This window comes from Rhodococcus sp. MALMAid1271 (genome assembly GCF_049195265.1).
Taxonomy (GTDB): Bacteria; Actinomycetota; Actinomycetes; order Mycobacteriales; family Mycobacteriaceae; genus Rhodococcoides.
In genome coordinates this window covers 19,241-36,358 of record NZ_JBMIRQ010000119.1, presented here as the reverse complement: position 1 = coordinate 36,358, position 17,118 = coordinate 19,241, and the positions used below count along the sequence as shown (strand labels likewise).

21 protein-coding genes are annotated in these 17,118 nt (G+C 63.2%); 11 read left to right on the top strand and 10 right to left on the bottom strand.

Annotated elements, in window-relative coordinates:
- Positions 1-33 precede the first annotated feature (33 nt).
- The gene (locus ACOQFP_RS22730; RefSeq protein ID WP_421585612.1) at positions 34-1,101 is read left to right on the top strand and encodes a ParB/Srx family N-terminal domain-containing protein; all 1,068 of its coding nucleotides are present in this window, start codon (positions 34-36) and stop codon (positions 1,099-1,101) included.
- 92 nt (positions 1,102-1,193) lie between these two features.
- Here ACOQFP_RS22730 and ACOQFP_RS22725 read toward each other — a convergent pair whose 3' ends face one another.
- Positions 1,194-1,868, bottom strand: coding sequence for a DedA family protein (locus ACOQFP_RS22725; protein WP_421585611.1), 675 nt, complete (start codon positions 1,866-1,868; stop codon positions 1,194-1,196).
- Positions 1,869-2,041: 173 nt separating this feature from the next.
- Here ACOQFP_RS22725 and ACOQFP_RS22720 point away from each other — a divergent pair, with 173 nt between their 5' ends.
- Both ACOQFP_RS22720 and ACOQFP_RS22715 read left to right on the top strand, forming a co-directional pair.
- Positions 2,042-3,262 (top strand): sensor histidine kinase, encoded by a 1,221-nt coding sequence (locus ACOQFP_RS22720; protein WP_421585610.1) that lies wholly within the window; start codon positions 2,042-2,044, stop codon positions 3,260-3,262.
- The gene (locus ACOQFP_RS22715; RefSeq protein WP_421585609.1) at positions 3,253-3,897 is read left to right on the top strand and encodes a response regulator; all 645 of its coding nucleotides are present in this window, start codon (positions 3,253-3,255) and stop codon (positions 3,895-3,897) included. Before ACOQFP_RS22720 ends, ACOQFP_RS22715 begins: the two co-directional genes overlap by 10 nt.
- Here ACOQFP_RS22715 and ACOQFP_RS22710 read toward each other — a convergent pair whose 3' ends face one another.
- Together ACOQFP_RS22710 and ACOQFP_RS22705 are read right to left on the bottom strand one after the other, a co-directional pair.
- On the bottom strand, positions 3,898-4,188 hold the full coding sequence (locus ACOQFP_RS22710; RefSeq protein WP_341245391.1) for a PhzF family phenazine biosynthesis protein: 291 nt from the start codon (positions 4,186-4,188) through the stop codon (positions 3,898-3,900).
- A 14-nt stretch (positions 4,189-4,202) separates the two neighbouring features.
- Positions 4,203-4,382: a hypothetical protein gene (locus tag ACOQFP_RS22705; RefSeq protein ID WP_341245392.1), complete on the bottom strand. Its 180-nt coding sequence runs from the start codon at positions 4,380-4,382 to the stop codon at positions 4,203-4,205.
- Between the two features lie 109 nt (positions 4,383-4,491).
- On the opposite strand from ACOQFP_RS22705, the gene ACOQFP_RS22700 reads away from it, so the two are divergent.
- The 6 genes from ACOQFP_RS22700 to ACOQFP_RS22675 all read left to right on the top strand — a co-directional run bounded on the left by ACOQFP_RS22700 (position 4,492) and on the right by ACOQFP_RS22675 (position 7,936).
- The gene (locus ACOQFP_RS22700) at positions 4,492-4,812 is read left to right on the top strand and encodes an SAV_915 family protein (protein WP_421585608.1); all 321 of its coding nucleotides are present in this window, start codon (positions 4,492-4,494) and stop codon (positions 4,810-4,812) included.
- On the top strand, positions 4,809-5,105 hold the full coding sequence (locus ACOQFP_RS22695; protein WP_421585607.1) for a hypothetical protein: 297 nt from the start codon (positions 4,809-4,811) through the stop codon (positions 5,103-5,105). Before ACOQFP_RS22700 ends, ACOQFP_RS22695 begins: the two co-directional genes overlap by 4 nt.
- Positions 5,105-6,202, top strand: coding sequence for a hypothetical protein (locus ACOQFP_RS22690; protein ID WP_421585606.1), 1,098 nt, complete (start codon positions 5,105-5,107; stop codon positions 6,200-6,202). Before ACOQFP_RS22695 ends, ACOQFP_RS22690 begins: the two co-directional genes overlap by 1 nt.
- Entirely contained in the window at positions 6,199-6,807 is a 609-nt protein-coding gene (locus tag ACOQFP_RS22685) for a hypothetical protein (RefSeq protein WP_421585605.1), read from the top strand. Before ACOQFP_RS22690 ends, ACOQFP_RS22685 begins: the two co-directional genes overlap by 4 nt.
- 366 nt (positions 6,808-7,173) lie before the next feature.
- Positions 7,174-7,434, top strand: coding sequence for a hypothetical protein (locus tag ACOQFP_RS22680; protein ID WP_421585604.1), 261 nt, complete (start codon positions 7,174-7,176; stop codon positions 7,432-7,434).
- Positions 7,435-7,525: 91 nt separating this feature from the next.
- Positions 7,526-7,936 carry a DoxX family protein gene (locus tag ACOQFP_RS22675; RefSeq protein WP_421585603.1) on the top strand — a complete coding sequence of 137 codons (411 nt, stop codon included), beginning with the start codon at positions 7,526-7,528 and terminating at the stop codon, positions 7,934-7,936.
- A 22-nt stretch (positions 7,937-7,958) separates the two neighbouring features.
- Here ACOQFP_RS22675 and ACOQFP_RS22670 read toward each other — a convergent pair whose 3' ends face one another.
- From ACOQFP_RS22670 to ACOQFP_RS22660, 3 genes are all read right to left on the bottom strand, one after another.
- Entirely contained in the window at positions 7,959-8,615 is a 657-nt protein-coding gene (locus tag ACOQFP_RS22670) for a nitroreductase family protein (RefSeq protein WP_341244802.1), read from the bottom strand.
- Positions 8,616-8,622: 7 nt separating this feature from the next.
- On the bottom strand, positions 8,623-9,606 hold the full coding sequence (locus tag ACOQFP_RS22665; protein ID WP_421585602.1) for an alpha/beta fold hydrolase: 984 nt from the start codon (positions 9,604-9,606) through the stop codon (positions 8,623-8,625).
- A 223-nt stretch (positions 9,607-9,829) separates the two neighbouring features.
- Positions 9,830-10,462, bottom strand: a complete 633-nt coding sequence (locus ACOQFP_RS22660; RefSeq protein ID WP_421585601.1) for an isochorismatase family protein — start codon at positions 10,460-10,462, stop codon at positions 9,830-9,832.
- A 123-nt stretch (positions 10,463-10,585) separates the two neighbouring features.
- On the opposite strand from ACOQFP_RS22660, the gene ACOQFP_RS22655 reads away from it, so the two are divergent.
- Together ACOQFP_RS22655 and ACOQFP_RS22650 are read left to right on the top strand one after the other, a co-directional pair.
- Positions 10,586-11,566, top strand: coding sequence for a GlxA family transcriptional regulator (locus tag ACOQFP_RS22655; protein WP_421585600.1), 981 nt, complete (start codon positions 10,586-10,588; stop codon positions 11,564-11,566).
- Positions 11,563-12,399: an adenylate/guanylate cyclase domain-containing protein gene (locus ACOQFP_RS22650; protein ID WP_421585599.1), complete on the top strand. Its 837-nt coding sequence runs from the start codon at positions 11,563-11,565 to the stop codon at positions 12,397-12,399. Before ACOQFP_RS22655 ends, ACOQFP_RS22650 begins: the two co-directional genes overlap by 4 nt.
- Here ACOQFP_RS22650 and ACOQFP_RS22645 read toward each other — a convergent pair.
- From ACOQFP_RS22645 to ACOQFP_RS22630, 4 genes are read right to left on the bottom strand one after another with little or no spacing between them, the layout of a single operon-like run.
- Positions 12,386-13,942 (bottom strand): CocE/NonD family hydrolase, encoded by a 1,557-nt coding sequence (locus ACOQFP_RS22645; RefSeq protein ID WP_421585598.1) that lies wholly within the window; start codon positions 13,940-13,942, stop codon positions 12,386-12,388. The genes ACOQFP_RS22650 and ACOQFP_RS22645 overlap by 14 nt on opposite strands.
- Before the next feature lie 38 nt (positions 13,943-13,980).
- Positions 13,981-14,295, bottom strand: coding sequence for an AtuA-related protein (locus tag ACOQFP_RS22640; RefSeq protein ID WP_206492575.1), 315 nt, complete (start codon positions 14,293-14,295; stop codon positions 13,981-13,983).
- On the bottom strand, positions 14,292-15,644 hold the full coding sequence (locus ACOQFP_RS22635) for an acyclic terpene utilization AtuA family protein (RefSeq protein WP_421585597.1): 1,353 nt from the start codon (positions 15,642-15,644) through the stop codon (positions 14,292-14,294). The genes ACOQFP_RS22640 and ACOQFP_RS22635 overlap by 4 nt, the downstream gene beginning before the upstream one ends.
- Complete coding sequence (locus ACOQFP_RS22630; protein ID WP_421585596.1) at positions 15,641-17,074, bottom strand: CitMHS family transporter; 1,434 nt, start codon at positions 17,072-17,074, stop codon at positions 15,641-15,643. The genes ACOQFP_RS22635 and ACOQFP_RS22630 overlap by 4 nt, the downstream gene beginning before the upstream one ends.
- Positions 17,075-17,118 lie beyond the last annotated feature (44 nt).

Here is a 17,118-nt window from a genome sequence, read left to right as displayed (position 1 = left end):
CTTCACTTCTCGGAAATCACAGGAGTTTCAACAATGGCCACGCTTGGACGAGCTGCCCTGCTCAGCGCACTCACAGTGATCACTGTCGCGTCCGCATCGGTAGGCGGCATCGCTACAGCCGCTCCGGCACGGACTGCGTCACCGCTGTGCCAGATCGCAGACCTACTCCCCTCCGGATCCTCCGCGGGACTGGGATATCAGTGTGCCGAAGCCGGTGAACTCCTCGACCTCCCGATCGGCGAGGTGCGCGCGACGCAACCCTCGCTCGGCTTCGACGAGGTGTACTACAAGCTCGGTCGGTACACGCTCGGCAAGGATGCAATCAACAAGAAGTTCGACGACTGGTGCGAGGCCAACGGCCAGGAAGAGGCCGCGTCGGCATTGCCCGATGCGCGACTGGACGATCCGTCGTCGTTCACCTGCACAGTTCCCGTCGGCCAGGAAACACCCGACACCATCGCGCCCATGAAGACCGTCGTCATCGGACCAGGCGGAGTTCCGTACCTGACCGACGGACATCACACACTCACCTCGTTCTACGAACTGCCGGACGGTGGGCCGAATCTGCACCTGCGTCTGCGCGTGGTCGCGAACCTCAGTGACCTCAGCCCGGCAGACTTCTGGGCGCGGATGAAGGCCGAGAAGTGGGTGTGGAACTACGACGTCGACGGCAACGAGGTTCCGGTCGAACAACTGCCTTCGGGTGTCGGGCTCGCCAAATTTCAGAACGACAAGTACCGCAGCTTGACGTACTTCGCGCGCGACATCGGCTTCGCACCGGGTTCGATCGCCTTCCAGGAGTTCTACTGGGGCGCATGGGTTCGTGACTCCGGCGCGGTCGATATCAGCGGATGGAACAGCAACGACATGGCAAGCTACCTGAGCACCGTCGAGGCGGTCTCCCGCGCTCAGGTTGCAGCCCCGAAAGACGCTGTGATCGACAGCGGCCGTACCGCAGCCGAACTCGGCGCGCTGGACGCGTGGAACGACGGAAAGCCCTCCAGCAAGGGCGAATTCGGCAAGCTCTCGACGCCGTACTCGGACAACAAGCCCGGCAAACTGGCCTATTCCTTGCAGTACAAGATGGGACTGCCGAAGTAGTTTCTCCCTCTACCCGGCCGACCAGAAGCGCTGTGAACCAGCGCTTCTGGTCGGCCCTGTTCGGGGGCATGCTCGAAGCCCACCGACCGCCGTCACCGTGCTCGACGTCCGGCGCGATCGACCTTTCGGCGGGACAGCAACCGTACTGCCACGAAAGCGAAGAAAGCAATTGCGATCGAGACAACGACGACTTTCTGCAGGATTTCGGCGTACCCATCGACCAGGTGCCAATTCTCACCCAGCTGGTACCCCGCGGTCACGAAAATCGTGTTCCAGATCAGACTGCCGATTGTGGTGAGCACCAGAAACTTCACCATTCCCATTCGCTCGATTCCGGCCGGCAACGATATGAAGCTACGAAACAGCGGCACCATCCGGCCCAGTAACACTGCCTTCGAGCCGTGCTTGGCAAACCACGCCTCCGATCTATCGAAGTCACTGGCCTTGACCAGCGGAATCCTCGTCACAACAGCGCGCGTGCGCTCGCGGCCGATGAGCGCACCGACCGCGTAGACGATGATCGCGCCCAGGACCGAGCCGAGCGTCGTCCAGAAGAGCGCGGCACCGAAGGAGAACACGCCCTGGCTGGCCGAGAACCCGGCAAGCGGCAGAACGAGTTCGCTCGGGATCGGCGGAAACAAGTTGTCTGCACCGACTATGACGGCTGCGCCGGGCCCTCCGAGCGCATCCATGACGCCGACCGCCCATCCGGCGAGCCCATCGAGTTGTGCTGTCTCCGCCGATGCAGCGAACAGATTGCTGGACATGTGAGTTCCCCTTTTTTCAATGGTGTCACTTGACGAGAAGGTCACCGGCAACGCTAAGAATGCGGCGAATATCGGGCATCGAGGAATACCGTCGAACAACTTCCGGTCCCTCACCTCGAAACTTTGCGGTTTACCGCAATGCCGCGTGTGAAAGGCTCGGATACTCTGGATACGTGCTGGTAAACCACGTCGCGCACTCACCCGACCTGGAGGATCAGTTTGCCGCCCGCACACTGATTCGACGATGGATGATCGCGCTGGCGGGCGTTCTCCTCGGCAGCATCACAGCGGTCTCGGCCCTCCTGTTCACCCTTGTGGCACCATTCGGCCTCGCGTCAGCACGGCTCCTCGGACGATGGGGAAGACCGGTACGAATCGCAATCGATGAAAAGGCATCGGCTTTGACCGGACTCGAGATCCGCCGGATCACCCGCTTTCACGGCCGGCTCTATACGGACGTGCTGACCCCTCGTCGGTGCCGCTTGTATCTGGGCGTCCGGTGGACGATCGGTCTACTGGGAATCGGCGTCGTCCTCCTCCTGACCCTCTGTGTCATTGTGGCGTGTTCGATGGTGTCGGCGTGGGTTCTGAAAGGCAGCTGGGGCCTGATCGAGAACTCTGACAAAGTCGACGGCGGACTCGTGGCGGCAGCGGCGCTGCCCGGAATTCTGTTGATTTTCGTCGCGGTGGTCGGCGTTGCGGGGGTGGGCTCGCTCGACCGGTGGGGTGCCGTCGGCATTCTCGGCAGGCAGTCAGATCGGATGCTGCACCAGCGGGTAGCCGAGTTGACGAGCAGCCGCGACCATGTGGTCGACGCCATCGACGACGAACGTCGCCGCATCGAACGCGATCTGCACGACGGCATCCAGCAGCAGTTGGTTGCGCTCGGGATGCTCATCGGCCGGGCCCGCCGCACTGACCAGCCCGACAGGCGCAGCGAGCTGCTTAGTCAGGCCCATCTCGCATCTCGGGAAGCGATCAGCGAGCTGCGCGAGGTTGCCAACCGGGTGTACCCGATCGCCCTCGATCAGGCGGGCCTCCATGCGGCAATCGAGACGATGGCCCAGCGGACAATTGTTCCCATCCGACTCGAGTACGAACTGACGGAGAGACTACGACCCGCTGTGGAGGCTGTCGTCTACTTCGTCATCTCGGAGGCGGTGACCAACGCGGCAAAGCACGCCCGCCCACAACTGTTGGAGGTCAACGTCACTCACCAGGAATTCAACCGTGTGTTGGCCACCATCACCGATGACGGGCCCGGCGGGGCCGACCCGTGCGGCTCCGGCCTGTCCGGACTGTCCCGTCGTGTCGCGGCGATGGACGGCATCCTGACCGTGCACAGCCCGGTCGGCGGCCCGACCGTCGTGACGGCGAGCGTCCCGTGCGGGTGATCGTCGCTGAGGACTCGACATTGCTACGTGAGGGTCTGGTGCGTCTGCTCGGCGAAGAGGGCCACGACGTGATCGCGTCCGTGGGAGACGCCGACGGTCTCCTCGCCGCCGTCGAGGACGATCGCCCCGACATCGTCGTCACCGACGTCCGCATGCCTCCCGATCACAGCGACGAGGGACTGCGAGCAGCACTGACCATCCGAGATCGATGGCCGGAGGTAGCGGTACTCGTACTCTCCCAGTACGTCGAAAACCGTTACGCAGCAGAGCTGATCAGCGGATCCGGCGGCAAGGTCGGCTACCTTCTCAAGGACCGCGTCGCGCAGGTCGACGAGTTCTTGGATGCCTTGAACCGAGTTGCCGACGGCGGGACGGCCTTCGACCCGGAAGTGGTGCGACAGCTGTTATCGCGCACGACCCGATCGAATCCACTCGAACGACTCACACGCCGCGAACGCGATGTGCTCGAACTGATGGCGCAAGGTCTCACCAATGCTCGAATCGCAGCCGATCTGTACGTCTCGGTGAGCTCGGTCGAAAAGCACATCAACTCCGTGTTCGACAAACTCGGACTGGCGAACTCCGCCGGAATGAGCCGCCGTGTGATGGCGGTGGTGGCCTACTTGCGTACGTGATCAGGCGATGCGGGCAGCCGAACCTGACACGACTATTCTGGCGGACGGTGGAATCTGTACCGGGAGCTGGCTGGGCCGACCAACATGGCTTCCCTGGTAGATGACGATGCTTGCAGGTGGCTTCACTGCGTGCGAGCCGCGTAGGTACCCGCCGGTCGCCGCCGCTGCCGCACCCGTCGCCGGGTCCTCCGCGATGGACCCCACCGGGAAAATGTTGCGCGCGTGCCATCGCTCGGCGCTCTCCGGCCAAAGGACGATGATCGTCGCCGGCCATCCGTGTTCGTCCAGCACTGCACGAGCGCGACCTACATCAGGGTGAACCCGTTGAAGACGCCTCGATCGTTGAGAACAACGAGGGGATGCCAATTGCCGCCGAAGGCCTCAGCCGGAGCGTAATTGGGATGCAGGTGGTCTGCGCTCAGGCCCAGAACACCGAGTACGTCGGCGAGTGCTGCGCTGGACAGCGGGCCCACATTCGGCTCCACGCTCGTGAACGACACCAGCCGTGCCGACGCCGAACTGGACAGGACCCGCTAGTCTGTTGCCGGAGTCAGCACATCGGGGGGTTGCTGACATCGACTTACCGGGGGGTAAATGTTCGAGCATCGCGGCGATTCGCCGGGTTTGTACGTGCCGCTTCAACCATCGTCGGGGACTACTACCAGGACGGTTGATCTGAGAATTCTGCCCGACGGCCGCGTCGGGCTGGCGGCCTACACGTCATTGCCATCGCTGGTGCAGAACTGCGGCAACGGGCAGCCGTGGGGGCTTGTCGACGAACGCGGGCTGGCAGAGATCCGCGCTTCGGCCGACATCGACGTCGTCCTACTCGACGCGCCACTTCCATTATTGGACCGACGTATTAACTCGGATAGCAAAACACCTGACACATTCATGACGGACCCGCTCCGATGAGCCTGCCCGGCATCGAAATCGGCGATCTGAACGAACCCGCTCGGATACTGGTGGACAATGCACAATCGTTGAATTCGAGTGGTGCCAGTGCACCCGAGGTGCCGAATGCGGGCCCGTCCACCATATTCGTCGGCGAGGCCATCGCGTCGCTGGCGCAGGTCATGTCGGAGTTGGTGAACGCGTCTTCTCGCGCTGCCCACGCAGTACAGACGTGCGACGAGAACTACGCGGCCGCGGAAGACGCGAACGCCGCAGCGGTCGTCGACGTCGGTGCACCGGACGGTCCGCGCTGATGCCGATCTACGTATATCTCGACGTCGATATCGACGCGTGCCACGCGTGTGCAGTGGCACTCCGCACGCTCGGTGACAGCGCAGAATCAGGATTCGAGAAGTTCCGCGATGCCCGTGATCGGTCCGAAGACGTCTGGAAGTCCGATGCCGGGAACAACTTCCGCGACACGATTTCCACGCTGAGTACCACCGCCGAACGCACCTCCGACCGTGCTGAAACGCTGGCGAAAGCACTCGAATCGTTCGCCGACTCGATGTTCACAGCCCGCGTTTCCCTCAACCGAGCGGTCGCCCGAGCCATCGAAACCGGCATCTGGGTCGGCCCTGATGTCTGCAACGCAACGTGGATCGGTGATCCTGATCCGCTACATCCGACGGGCCCCTGGTCGATCGAGCAACTGACGACGCAGGCGAACCAGATCGCGGCATACAACGAGGCCGTCGACATGGTGATCGAGGCGCGAACAACCGAAGCGAACGCGCACACCGCGTTGCAGTCCGCCTTCGACGACAGCGCCGGCTGGCTGGAGCGGTTGCGCAGCTCTGCGCCGTGGATGGCCGCCGGCGGAGTGATCAGCTACCTGGGCACTGCCGCTCAGCAAGCCGACCAGTGGGGCGCGGTTGCTCAGACCAGGGCCGCGCAGTTGGAACGATTCGCGGCCATCGCCGCGGAGGCTGCACCCGATTCGGTCACGACGGCCGCGACGCGAGCGACAGCGGCCTTCACACCTGCGGCGGATGATGCAATTCGAGTCGCTGCGCAGAACAGGGCGCTGCTGCCTGGGAGCATTTTGCCGAAAATAGGAGAGTGGTCAGCGCAGGGACTCCCCTTTGGTGGAAAAATTGGGGGAAAAATCCCAATCGCAGGGGTAGTTTTCACCGGTGCACAAACTGCGTACGACCTCCAGGGTGCCGAAAACGTCGGAGATGCAGCCAAAGTTGTCGGCAAGGATGCCGGCGGCTTCCTTGCCGGTACAGCCGCGACGACTCTGCTTCTTGGAAGTGTTGCAGGCGGACCAGCAACTGTGGCCGCAGTGGGTGTCGGAATACTCGTTGGGTACGGCGTCGGCGAACTCATAGAATGGGCGGCAGAGTGACGGACCGCCGGCGACGGGCAACCGTCATTCCTGCCCAGATGCCAGACCAGGTGACCGGCGAACCGAGGCCTCCGACAGCCCACAGAGGAGAGACAGCGGCCCACTGGGTGACGATGCCCGGCAACCTCGAAAAGAGCATTGTCCCAATCGAATACGGTCCCGCACTGGAAGCGTATGAGGAACCCAGAAAGAGCAAACTTCTTCTTGCAATCCTGCTGCTCGTCTTCGGCATCCTGGTTTTTACCGTTCCAATCAGGAGTTTCGACTGGATCTGGTACTGGTGGCCGCCGTTCATGGTGTTCGGCCTTCCAATTCTGCAGTATTACAAAAGCCTCGGAGACCGCGTCCTGGCAGGAGCTCGCTGGGTTCAACAGCGCGACGAATGGATCTCGACATACGAAATCACCAAAATCCGATCCACCACCGTCGGACTCAACCGAGCATCGAAGATCGAAGACATCCACGGCAACAAGCTCATCCTTGTGCTCCGTGACGCCCAGATGAACCCACTGCTGTGGAACCTCGTCTACAACGGCATCGCGTACTCCGTCGCACACGGAAACTGCGACATCTCCAAGGCCGCACGCCGAATCCTCAAAGTATGAGACACAAATCGCGCAAAGCGAGGCTATGAAGTGCGCAGAGTCACCCAACCAGCTCCGGTGCCCGACCCGATGACGGGCGAGCCCAGACCACCGTCAGCACCACGCACCGAATCCAGAGCCAACCGCATAACACCATCAGGCAAACCAACGACCGAGGTCGTCGTGCCCGAAGAAATGGGACCACCCCTCGAATGGTGCGAAGAATCCAAGCACTACCCACTACAGGGAGCAATCTTCATATTCAGTTTTGGGCTGCTGTGCTGGATCTTCGTGTACCGAGGCTTCGACTGGCTCACCGACTGGTTTCCTTGGACATTTCTGAGCGTCATGTGCGCAATGTTCTACCGGAAACTTGCGAAGGATCGTGTGATCGCCGGTGCCCGCTGGGTCCAACAACGCGATGAATGGGTATCGACCTACGAGCTCGAGAAGATCCGGTCCACCACCTTCGGACTCAACCGAGCCATGTCGATCCGCGACATCCACGGCAACAATTTCGTACTCGTCCTCAGGCCCACCCAACAGAACCCACTGCTGTGGAACCTCGTCTACAACGGCATCGCGTACTCCGTCGCACACGGAAACTGCGACATCTCCAAGGCCGCACGCCGAATCTTGAAGGTCTAGCTGGCACCAGGTCTCGATGCTCGCCGGTGAGTTTCCAACGGATCAATTGTCCATACTCACGCATTCACAACCTCGACCATCGGAGATTGCCATGACAACCCAGACCACGCCTCCTGCAGCCGATTCACACACCGCTGCCCGGATCGGCTGGATTCTCACCGCACTGATCGCGATCTTCCTGATCTTCGACGGGGTCTCCAAACTGCTCAATGTGCAGCAGGTGCAAGACGCCACCGTCGAACTCGGTCTGCGCGACGAGATGACGCCGGTGATCGGCATCATCTTGTTGGTCACGCTGGCCCTGTATCTGATTCCCCGCACTGCATTTCTTGGTGCAGTCCTGTTGACGGGGTACCTGGGAGGTGCCGTGCTCACCAATTGGCGTGTGGACAAGCCGCTAGTAAGCACGGTGCTGTTCGCGGTCTACGTCGGAATCTTCGTGTGGGGTGCGCTCTACCTGCGCGACCCGAAGGTACGGCAGGTCATGCCGATCGTGCGCTGAAGCACACCATCGAACCGCGGGGTCACCACCGGTCGAGGTGCAGAACCGTCTCGATCGGGTCGCGGGGCGCAACCTTGAACGTCTCGCCTGTGTAGTACGCCGTCGGAATCAACGCACCTTGATGGAATCCTTCGGGGATGCCGAGTAGCTCAGAGATCTCCGCCTCGCGTCCGAGATGAATTGTGGTCCAGGCTGTTCCGAGGCCACGAGCGCGCGCAGCCAGGGCATAATTCCACACCGCAGGTAGCAGCGAACCCCACAGTCCCGCTTGGTTTCCTGCCGGAAGCGTGGTGCCGGCCTGGATACACGGAATCAACAGCACCGGCACCTCACCCATGTGCTCGCCGAGCCAGCCGGCACTGTCGCCGACGCGCTTCTGCACCGAGGCACGTTCCGGATCGTGGGCGAACAAGGCCGAAGCGGAATGCTTCGATGCCTGATACTGGGCGAACAGTTCGCCGTAGATCGCACCGATCCGGGCGCGCAGATCGGAATCGGTGACGACGATCCACTGCCACCCCTGCTTGTTCGAGCCGGACGGGGCCTGCAGCGCGATCTCGAGACATTCCTTGATCAGCTCCATCGGGACCGGCCGCGTCAGGTCCAGGCGCTTGCGGACGGTCCGTGTGGTGGTCAGCAGTTCATCAGGAGTCAGGTCGACGATCGGGAAAGAGGTCACCTCTCGATCATGCACCATTCGCTCGCTGAACCCGATCGACCAGCGCTTCGTTCGCAGCGTCCCAGCGTGCCACCATGGACCTGCCCCCGTGCCCGTCTCCTTCATCGACGAGGAGCGTCGACCCGGGCCAGCGTCGGTGTAGATGCCACGGCGTGATCGCGGGTCCCGAGACGTCTTTTCGGCCGTGGATCAGAAAGCCAGGGATATCGGCCAGACCATCGGCACGATCGAGCAGTGGCGGATCGCAGAACCCGTCGTGCGACCAATAGTGTGCGGCCAGCCGCACGAAGGCCAGTCGGAACCGGTCATCCTCCCACCTGGGGTCGCGTCTGATGCCGCCGGTGCCGATCGAGATGTGAACGTCCTCCCACAGCGCCCATTCACGGGATGCATTGTCCCGCAATACAAGATCGTTCGAGTTCAGTAGTTGGGAGTAGGCGTCCACTATTCGTCCGTGACCGCGACGATAGCCGACGCCGGCCTGCTCCGCGAAGGTCGCGAAACGGTCCCACGCTTCGGGGAAGATCGCGCCGACGCCCTCGGTGATCCAGTCGACCTCCGCGCGGCCGGTCGTAGTGACAGCACACAAGACGACACCGAGCACACGCGTCGGATGTGCAAGGGCGTAGGCGATGGCGAGGGTAGATCCCCAGGACGCGCCGTTGACGATCCACGCCTCGATGCCGAGGTGCTCACGCAAGGCTTCGATATCGGCAATCAGGTGCGCAGTGGTGTTGGTGGCCAACGACGTCGAAGGATCCGACGCATGCGGAGTGGACCGCCCGCAGCCACGCTGCTCGAATCCGACTGCGCACACCTTCGAAAGGTCGAAATGGCGACGAAATTGACTCGCGTTCAGAGTCCCGCCCGGTCCACCGTGCAAATACACCGCCGGGATGCCGTCCGACGGACCCCACTGCTCCCAATAGATGTGCTGCCCGTCCCCCACATCCAGCATCCCGTGCAGTGTCGGCTTGTTCTCCGGTGTCATATCGCCATCACATCATTCGAGAGGCAGCATCTGTCGGCTAACGGCCCATGCTGAGGCATCGACCCATGGGGGTTTGGACTGCTGCGGCGACCGGAAAACCTCGCACGGCCGGCGTCCACCATAGGTGCGAGATCGGTCTTGTGCGGATTGCCATTGATCACCCACGCACCGAGCGTGTTGTCGGTCACTGCCCGTGCGGTCACCGCCGCCAGCGTACCGGGCGTCAGACCACCGCGTCGTTGCCCTGAGCTGCCGAGACCACCAAATTGCCTGCTGTGAGCTCGTTTCCGTTCTTGACGGCGTCGACCCACTGGTCGGTGGAAGCCACCGCCGCGAAGTTCGACTGGTAAAGCACCATCAATGCTTTGTGCAGTTGTTCGGCCGAGACGGTGCCTGCTTCGTTGGAGAGGTTGATCGCTCCGGTGGCGTCGGACAGGATCTCGACCTTCAGGTCAAGCGCTTCGGCATCGGCGCTGGAGGCGAGGTCACAGTTGTTGGTCATGTAGCCGACGATCGTGACTGTGTCGATGTTGTTGGACTGCAACCACTTCGCAACACCGGTACCAGCGAAAACACTGCTGTATTGCTTCTCGACCCGCTCGAACGACGGCTGCACGACGGCCTGAATGTCGGGATGCAGCTCGTAGGTCGGGGTGCCCTTGACGAAGGCCGGGGACCCCTCGGGCATCTCGTGCTGCACGATCGCTACGGGAAGATCCTGCGCCGCAGCGGCTTCCATAGCGCGGACGATATTGGCCAACGACTCGTCGCGCGGCGGGTACTGAATCTGCAGCACTCCCTCGAAGTACTCCTGCTGGACATCGATGACGATCAAGGCTCTGCGCGGTGCGGTCATGTCGTTCTCCCTCGGCTGGTGCTATCGGTCATGTCTCATCCTTCAGCACCGGCCTTGCGTCCACGAGTGGCACAGATGCATACTTTCGATTGATTTGCGCCAATCATCGAGATCGGAGACGCCATGCGGATAGCGCTCTACGCATTCGACGGCATCACCATGTTCCACCTGGCCGCGCCACTGATGGTGTTCGGCGAGGTGACACGCCTCGAGCTCGCACCGGACTGGGAGACGCGTGTGTGGTCCGATCACCCCGGGTCAGTTCGCACCGAAGAGGGTTACCCGATGAGCGGGATCGCAGGACCCGATACCGTCGACTGGGCCGATATCGTCATCGTGACCTCCTGGCCGGAGTCGCTGCCCCGCATTGGAGACGAGCTCACGTCTGCGCTCCGAGGAGCGCATCGACGTGGCGCGGAAATCGCAGGGCTGTGCCTCGGCTCGTTCGCCATCGCAGACTCCGGCTTGCTCGCGGGCCGACCGGCCGTCACGCACTGGACCAAGATGACCGAACTACGCGAGCGAAATGCACCGGCCGGCGTCGACGAGTCGGTGCTGTACATCGACCACGGTGACGTGATGACGTCCGCGGGAACTGCGTCGTCCATCGATTCCTGCCTGCACATCGTGCGCAAGCACCTCGGGTCGGCCGCCGCGACGCGGGTGGCGCGCAGTCTGGTGGTCGCACCACATCGCGACGGCGGCCAGGCCCAGTACATCGAACGGCCGGTCAGCGAGGCATCGGGAGACACTGCGATCGCCGACGCACAGAGCTGGGCACTCGAACGACTGGACGAGCCGCTACCCATCGAAAGGCTGGCCGAACATGCGCGCATGAGCCGTCGCAGTTTCATCCGTCGGTTCCAGCTCGAGACGGGGTCCACACCTGCCCGCTGGGTGCTGGACAAACGCCTCGAGGAAGCTCGCAGCCTGCTCGAAACGACTGATCGCAGCATCGAGAACATAGCTGCCCTGTGCGGATTCGGCAGCGCTGTCACTTTGCGTCAGAACTTTCGTGCGTCGTTTGCGGTAACACCGACCGCATATCGACAACAGTTCGCGGTCGGTTGTGCGACCGTTGGCGCCGTCGACAGGCAAAGATGAACGACGTGATCCTGTGGATAGTTGCCGGAATAGAGCTCGCGGCCATCATCGCGCTCGGTGTGGTCTTGATCGTGTCGCGTCGCAAGCTGAAGCACACGCGCCGCGCACTCGACCGCGCACTCGAATCGCAGCAACGTCGGAAGCGTCGCGGCCTGGTTCCCTTTGCTATCAGAACCGCCTTCCACACCACCGACTTGCTCATCAACAAGGGCTTCGGCGCAACGGTCCGCAACTCGGTCGAGGATCTCGCCGGCTGGGCGAAGGTGGAACGCCCCGATCTGGCACGCATGACCGCCGACGGCGACATCGTGGTGATGTTCTCCGACATCGAAGGATCCACCGCACGCAACGAGGAACTGGGCGACCGAGGCTGGGTGAAACTGCTCGAGAAGCACAACAAACTGATCTGCAAGCACGTGGCGGATCACGGCGGGCACGTGGTCAAGAGTCAGGGTGACGGATACATGATCGCCTTCTCCGACCCAGCGCAGGCCGTGCGCTGCGGGGTGAAAGTGCAGGAAGCGCTGCTGGAGAACCCCGATCGGTGGGACCGCATCCGCGTGCGTATGGGCATCCACGTCGGTAACTCGGTGCGCCGAGGCGACGACCTGTTCGGCCTCAACGTCGCCATGGCGGCACGCGTCGCGGGACAGGCCGACGGAGGCGAGATCCTGGTCAGCGAGCCGGTGCGCAACGCCATCGATTCGGCGCACGATCTGACTCTTGGTGCGCCACGGGACGTCGAACTCAAGGGAATGAGCGGAACATTTCAGTTGTACCCGGTGACATTGCCGGTGCAGCCGGATACAACTCCGTCCATCAGCGCAGGATAGCGCCGGGCAGAACTGGCACGGTCAGCGTCGAACCTCCGACTCCGGTTCGGACCATGACGTCCCCTGCCGGGGCATCGTCGGTGATATCGGGGTAGTCGTCACTGCGAACCTGCACTTGCAGCCGATGCCCGGCAGGCAATCGGAAGTGCGTCGGCCACGCACGTACGTCCAATTCGTACTCCTGCCCGGGTATCACGGGCTCGGGCGCAGCAGATCCGTTGCGATGGCTTGCCTTGAGCCAGCCCTGAGTAATTCGCTCCACGGTGCCGTCCGGCGCGACGTCGTCGACAATGACAGCGAGATTGCCGTCGGACGCGGTGAAGGTCGCGGAGACCTTCGCCGTCGGAGACCCTGCGATCACCACATCAGCGGGTAGCGGAGTGGTCGAGAAGACCACCGCGGCTTCGGCAGCGTCGGTGTGGTCCGTCGGCACCGTGTATGCGCGACTGCCCTGCTCTGTCGACACCGGGCTCAGACCACCATCGGTTCCCATCGCAAGCGTCAGCTCGGTGGATTCGGCGGGCGGCCATTGCCCGAACTCCTGCCAGCCACGTTCGACGGGCACCGAGGAGATCTCGTAGGAATTGATCCGCTGGGCAGGCAGAGGTGCAGAGTCGTCCTCACGAAGCCACCTGTCCCACCATGCGAGGTACGCCCCGGTACCGATGTCGGCTTTCTGGCCCGCCGGCATCCCGTGTTCCCACGGCCCGGCAACGACCCACGTCAGATCCGGATGTGCGGAGTAGTTCTGCATCATCGGATCTCGGTAGCGGTCGTACCATCCCCCGACCTGCAACATCGGGACGTCGATGTTCTGCCACTTCGCCTTGACGCTGCGGTCGATCCAGTACTCGTCGTACAGCGGATGCTCGTCGTACGGCCCCTCGGTGGCCGGGGCTGTGCTCGCTTGCCACGTGCGGATGGTGTCGGATCGAATTCCGCCTCGGTAGATGGTGTTCTCGTACCAGTCACTGAATGCATCGACCGGAATCACCGCAGCCAAATACGGTGGATTGTTGGCCGCAGCGAGCATCGACGTATGACCGCCGTAGCTGACACCGGATTGTCCGACCTTGTCCGTCGACCACGGTTGCGCTGCAGCCCATTCGACAAGATCGTAGTTGTCCTGCTGTTCCTGTGGTCCGAACGGATCCAGTACGCCTGGGGAATCGCCGGATCCCCGGACGTTGCACAACAAGACGTTGTACCCACGTTCGACCAGGTACGCCGATTCCACCGCCAACCGATCGAGAACGTCGTAGGCGTTGAAGTTGTAGAGGACAGTCGGAAACCTCTCCGCAACTGGGACATTGCCGTCATCACCCGGCCGGTTCACGTCGCACGACAGCGTGGCGCCGTCGCGCATCGGAACCTTCATGCGCTCCGAGGTGACCGTGTATTCGGCCGTACGCCCGTAGGTGAAGAACGGGTCTGTCGGTACTTCGCGAGGTGCCGCCGCAGCAGTACCTGCTGCCTGTCCGACGAGCACGACGGCAAGAGTCAGGGCCAGGGGTACGCGGGTGATACGGATATCGATCTCCATCCATCGGGCGGCTGAGCCGCGAGTGTCGGTTGGCAGGTTCAAAGGGATTCGGGCACAGCCATACTCAGCAGGTGGTAGCTCAGGCACTTGCCATGTCCGTCGAGAACAGGGCTGCCTGTCACTCCCCCGCCGAGCACGCCGGGTAACTCGAACACCAACCCGGAGACCAACGGCATGTCGGTGCGGCGTACGTCTCCGGTGACCAACGGTGCGAAATGCGCGGCAACGGCATCGACGGTCATTGTGCGAGAAAGTAACTCGTAGTCCTCGTCGGTTCGCGGGAACACCGCGAGAATGAGAGTGTGGCCCTTGTCCCCGGTTCGCACGTCGGCGAGATCGTCGACAGTCCTCATACCGTCACCTCCGTGGTGTGTACGGCGCTCGTCACCTGTGCACGTGGAATCAGACACGATCTGATCGCGAGCACCTCGGTGCTACTGCTTCGTGCTCCACCTCCGCCGGCCGGACCGTTGGTGTAGAGGCTTTCGACTTCCCACCCCACGAGTGCTGCGGTCTCCGCGTCGGGCACCTTCGCAGTCACACGCAGTCGCACCTCGGGGGCCTCGGTCGGGGCCGAGAGTCCGCGGAATGCAGCGCCCGCGCCGATGTACTCGACGCCTACGTTCTCCGCCGGAATTCCGTGTACCTCCCACAGTCGTTGCTGCACGATCTCTCCGGCCAGCTGCGCGCGTTGCAGGGCGCGTGGCCCGGCATAGCTGATCTGCCCCTCACCGAGCCAACCGCCGCGGAATCCGAGGGTCACTTTCAGCTCCTCCGGCCGTGTGCTGCCCGTCGCCCCGGACACCGCCACCCGGTCGGGTCCGATGGTCTCGAACGAGACTCCGGTGAAGTCGGCCGTCACGTCCGGTGTCAAGTACCTGGCTGGATCGCCGACCTCGTAGAGCAACTGCTCGGCGCATGTCCGCCGTGACAGCTCCCCGCCGGTGCCTTCGACTTTGCCGAATTCGGCTGTGCCGTCGGCCCGTACGTCCCCGAACGGGAAGCCCAGATTGGCCAGACCCCGCACCGGCTTGGTGACCGGGTCAGCGAAGTAGCCACCGGTCAGTTGGCCCGCGCACTCGAGTAGATGTCCGACGGCCGTCCCCGCACCGAGTGTCTCCCAATCCTGCCCGGCCCAACCGAATTCGTGCATCAGCGGCGCGAGGTACAGCGCCGGATCGGCAAGTCGACCGGTGACGATCACGTCGGCACCGACGTCGAGAGCCGGCAAGACCGCATCGGCCCCGATGTACGCATTGGCCGACACCAGTTCCTCGGAATGCTCCGACAGCGGGCGGCCGGTCTCCCACACCACCGGGTCGATCCGGCGCACCGCATCCAGCACGTCGTCGCCGGTGACGGCAGCGATGCGCACCGAACGCGAGCACACCTGCTCCGCGACCTGCGCGACGACCGCCGCTGCCGCAACAGGATTCGCGGCTCCGGAGTTGGTGACGACGGTGATGCCCTGCTCCGTCGTCGCCCCGAGAACTGCACGCATCCGCGCTGCCAACAGAGGGTCGTAGCCCGCCGTGGGATCGAGCAATTTGCGTGCCTGCCCTGTCGCGACCGTCCGCTCCCCGAGGCACTCGAAGATGAGATAGTCGAGCTCACCTCGTTCGGCCAAGATCTGAGCGGGGTCGATGCGGTCGCCGGCGAAACCTGCTCCGGCCCCGAGCCGGATCGTTCCGTCGCGACTCATGACGACCACAGCGGGATAGCGCCGGTGGCCATGGCAACGCCGAGCATGCCGAGACTGATCAACCACGCCCACCCCAGCGTGTGCCGAATGTGCTTACCGATGTCGACTTTCGCGAGACCCACCAGAAGGTAGAACGCGCCGGTCATCGGGCTGATCGGGAATCCGACCGTTTCCTCACCGATGATCGAGGCTTGCGCCAGATCGAGTGCGCTGACGCCGAGTTGGTCACCCACCTCGATGAGGACCGGCAGCACGCCGAAGTAGTACGCGTCGGGCCCGAAGATCAGGCTCATCGGGACGGCGAACACGCCGACGATGAGCGGTAAGGCGGGGGCCATAGCGTCCGGAATGGCATTCGCCGCACTGACCGCCATCGACTCGATCATGCCGCTTCCGTCGAGCACACCGAGTAGCACCCCGGCAGCCAACAACGTGCCGACCATCAGCATCGCGCCGACGGCGTGGGCCTCGATGCGGGCGGACTGGGCCTTCATTCCCCGGTAGTTGACGAGGAGCGCGACGATAGCGGCGATGATGAAGCACGTTTCAGGAGGGGCGATGGCTGCGATCAACGCAGCCAACGTCGCGATGACCAGGAAGGCGTTGACCCAGAACAGCTTCGGCCGCAGCAGTGCTCGGTCACTCGACGCGGTTGCCGGACCGTCCGCATCGTCGCCGCCGGTCGACGGGCTGCCGGGCTCCTCGTTCGCGTCACCGGCTGCGGATCCGGTAGCCCCGGATCCCACGGACATGCGTTCGGCGACTCGCGCCGTCGACTCCTCCACGACGGCCGATGCATCGCCCGCGGCCACCTTGGCCAGACGCGTCCGCTCACGCCGACCCAGGTAATAGGCAACGCCCAGTGCCAACACGACCCCGGCGATCTGAGCAGGAATCAACGGGACCCACAGTTCGTTGGCGTCGACACCCAGAGTTGCTGCAGCGCGAGCAGTCGGACCGCCCCAGGGGACCATGTTCATCGCGCCGGCACCGAGACCGACGCAGGTGGCCAGAACGAGCCTGCTCATACCGAGGCGTTCGTAGATCGGCAGCATCGCGGGAACGGCGATCAGGAACGTTGTAGCGCCGGCACCGTCGAGGTGAGCCACCACGGCGAGGGCAGTGGTCGCGACTGCCACTGTCGGCGGGGCGCTACCCGCCCAGCGCACGATGCGGGCGATGATGGGATCGAACAGACCCGCGTCGCGCATGATTCCGAAGAACACGATCGCGAACAGGAACATCGCCGCGACACCCACCACTCCGCCGAGCCCGTCTTTGACGAACCCTGCCACCTCGGACGGCGAGTTGCCGGCCAGGAACGCTGCGGCGAGTGGGACACCCGCAAGCGCAACGATGGCCGCGACGCGTTGGGTGAACAACAGCAGCAGGATGATGGCAATCGTCCCGAAGCCGAGTAGTGACAGCATGTGATCTCCTTCATCGAATACGACGAGTGTCGTGCAGATCACTT

Excerpts from the sequence above, each read along its gene's own strand:
- ACOQFP_RS22690 (WP_421585606.1), top strand. The coding sequence starts at position 5,105 with ATGCCGATCTACGTATATCTCGACGTCGATATCGACGCGTGCCACGCG.
- ACOQFP_RS22645 (WP_421585598.1), bottom strand. The coding sequence starts at position 13,942 with ATGGAGATCGATATCCGTATCACCCGCGTACCCCTGGCCCTGACTCTT.
- ACOQFP_RS22650 (WP_421585599.1), top strand. The coding sequence starts at position 11,563 with ATGAACGACGTGATCCTGTGGATAGTTGCCGGAATAGAGCTCGCGGCC.
- ACOQFP_RS22700 (WP_421585608.1), top strand. The coding sequence starts at position 4,492 with ATGTTCGAGCATCGCGGCGATTCGCCGGGTTTGTACGTGCCGCTTCAA.
- ACOQFP_RS22660 (WP_421585601.1), bottom strand. The coding sequence starts at position 10,462 with ATGACCGCACCGCGCAGAGCCTTGATCGTCATCGATGTCCAGCAGGAG.
- ACOQFP_RS22665 (WP_421585602.1), bottom strand. The coding sequence starts at position 9,606 with ATGACACCGGAGAACAAGCCGACACTGCACGGGATGCTGGATGTGGGG.
- ACOQFP_RS22630 (WP_421585596.1), bottom strand. The coding sequence starts at position 17,074 with ATGCTGTCACTACTCGGCTTCGGGACGATTGCCATCATCCTGCTGCTG.
- ACOQFP_RS22695 (WP_421585607.1), top strand. The coding sequence starts at position 4,809 with ATGAGCCTGCCCGGCATCGAAATCGGCGATCTGAACGAACCCGCTCGG.
- ACOQFP_RS22655 (WP_421585600.1), top strand. The coding sequence starts at position 10,586 with ATGCGGATAGCGCTCTACGCATTCGACGGCATCACCATGTTCCACCTG.
- ACOQFP_RS22725 (WP_421585611.1), bottom strand. The coding sequence starts at position 1,868 with ATGTCCAGCAATCTGTTCGCTGCATCGGCGGAGACAGCACAACTCGAT.
- ACOQFP_RS22730 (WP_421585612.1), top strand. The coding sequence starts at position 34 with ATGGCCACGCTTGGACGAGCTGCCCTGCTCAGCGCACTCACAGTGATC.
- ACOQFP_RS22635 (WP_421585597.1), bottom strand. The coding sequence starts at position 15,644 with ATGAGTCGCGACGGAACGATCCGGCTCGGGGCCGGAGCAGGTTTCGCC.
- ACOQFP_RS22640 (WP_206492575.1), bottom strand. The coding sequence starts at position 14,295 with ATGAGGACTGTCGACGATCTCGCCGACGTGCGAACCGGGGACAAGGGC.
- ACOQFP_RS22675 (WP_421585603.1), top strand. The coding sequence starts at position 7,526 with ATGACAACCCAGACCACGCCTCCTGCAGCCGATTCACACACCGCTGCC.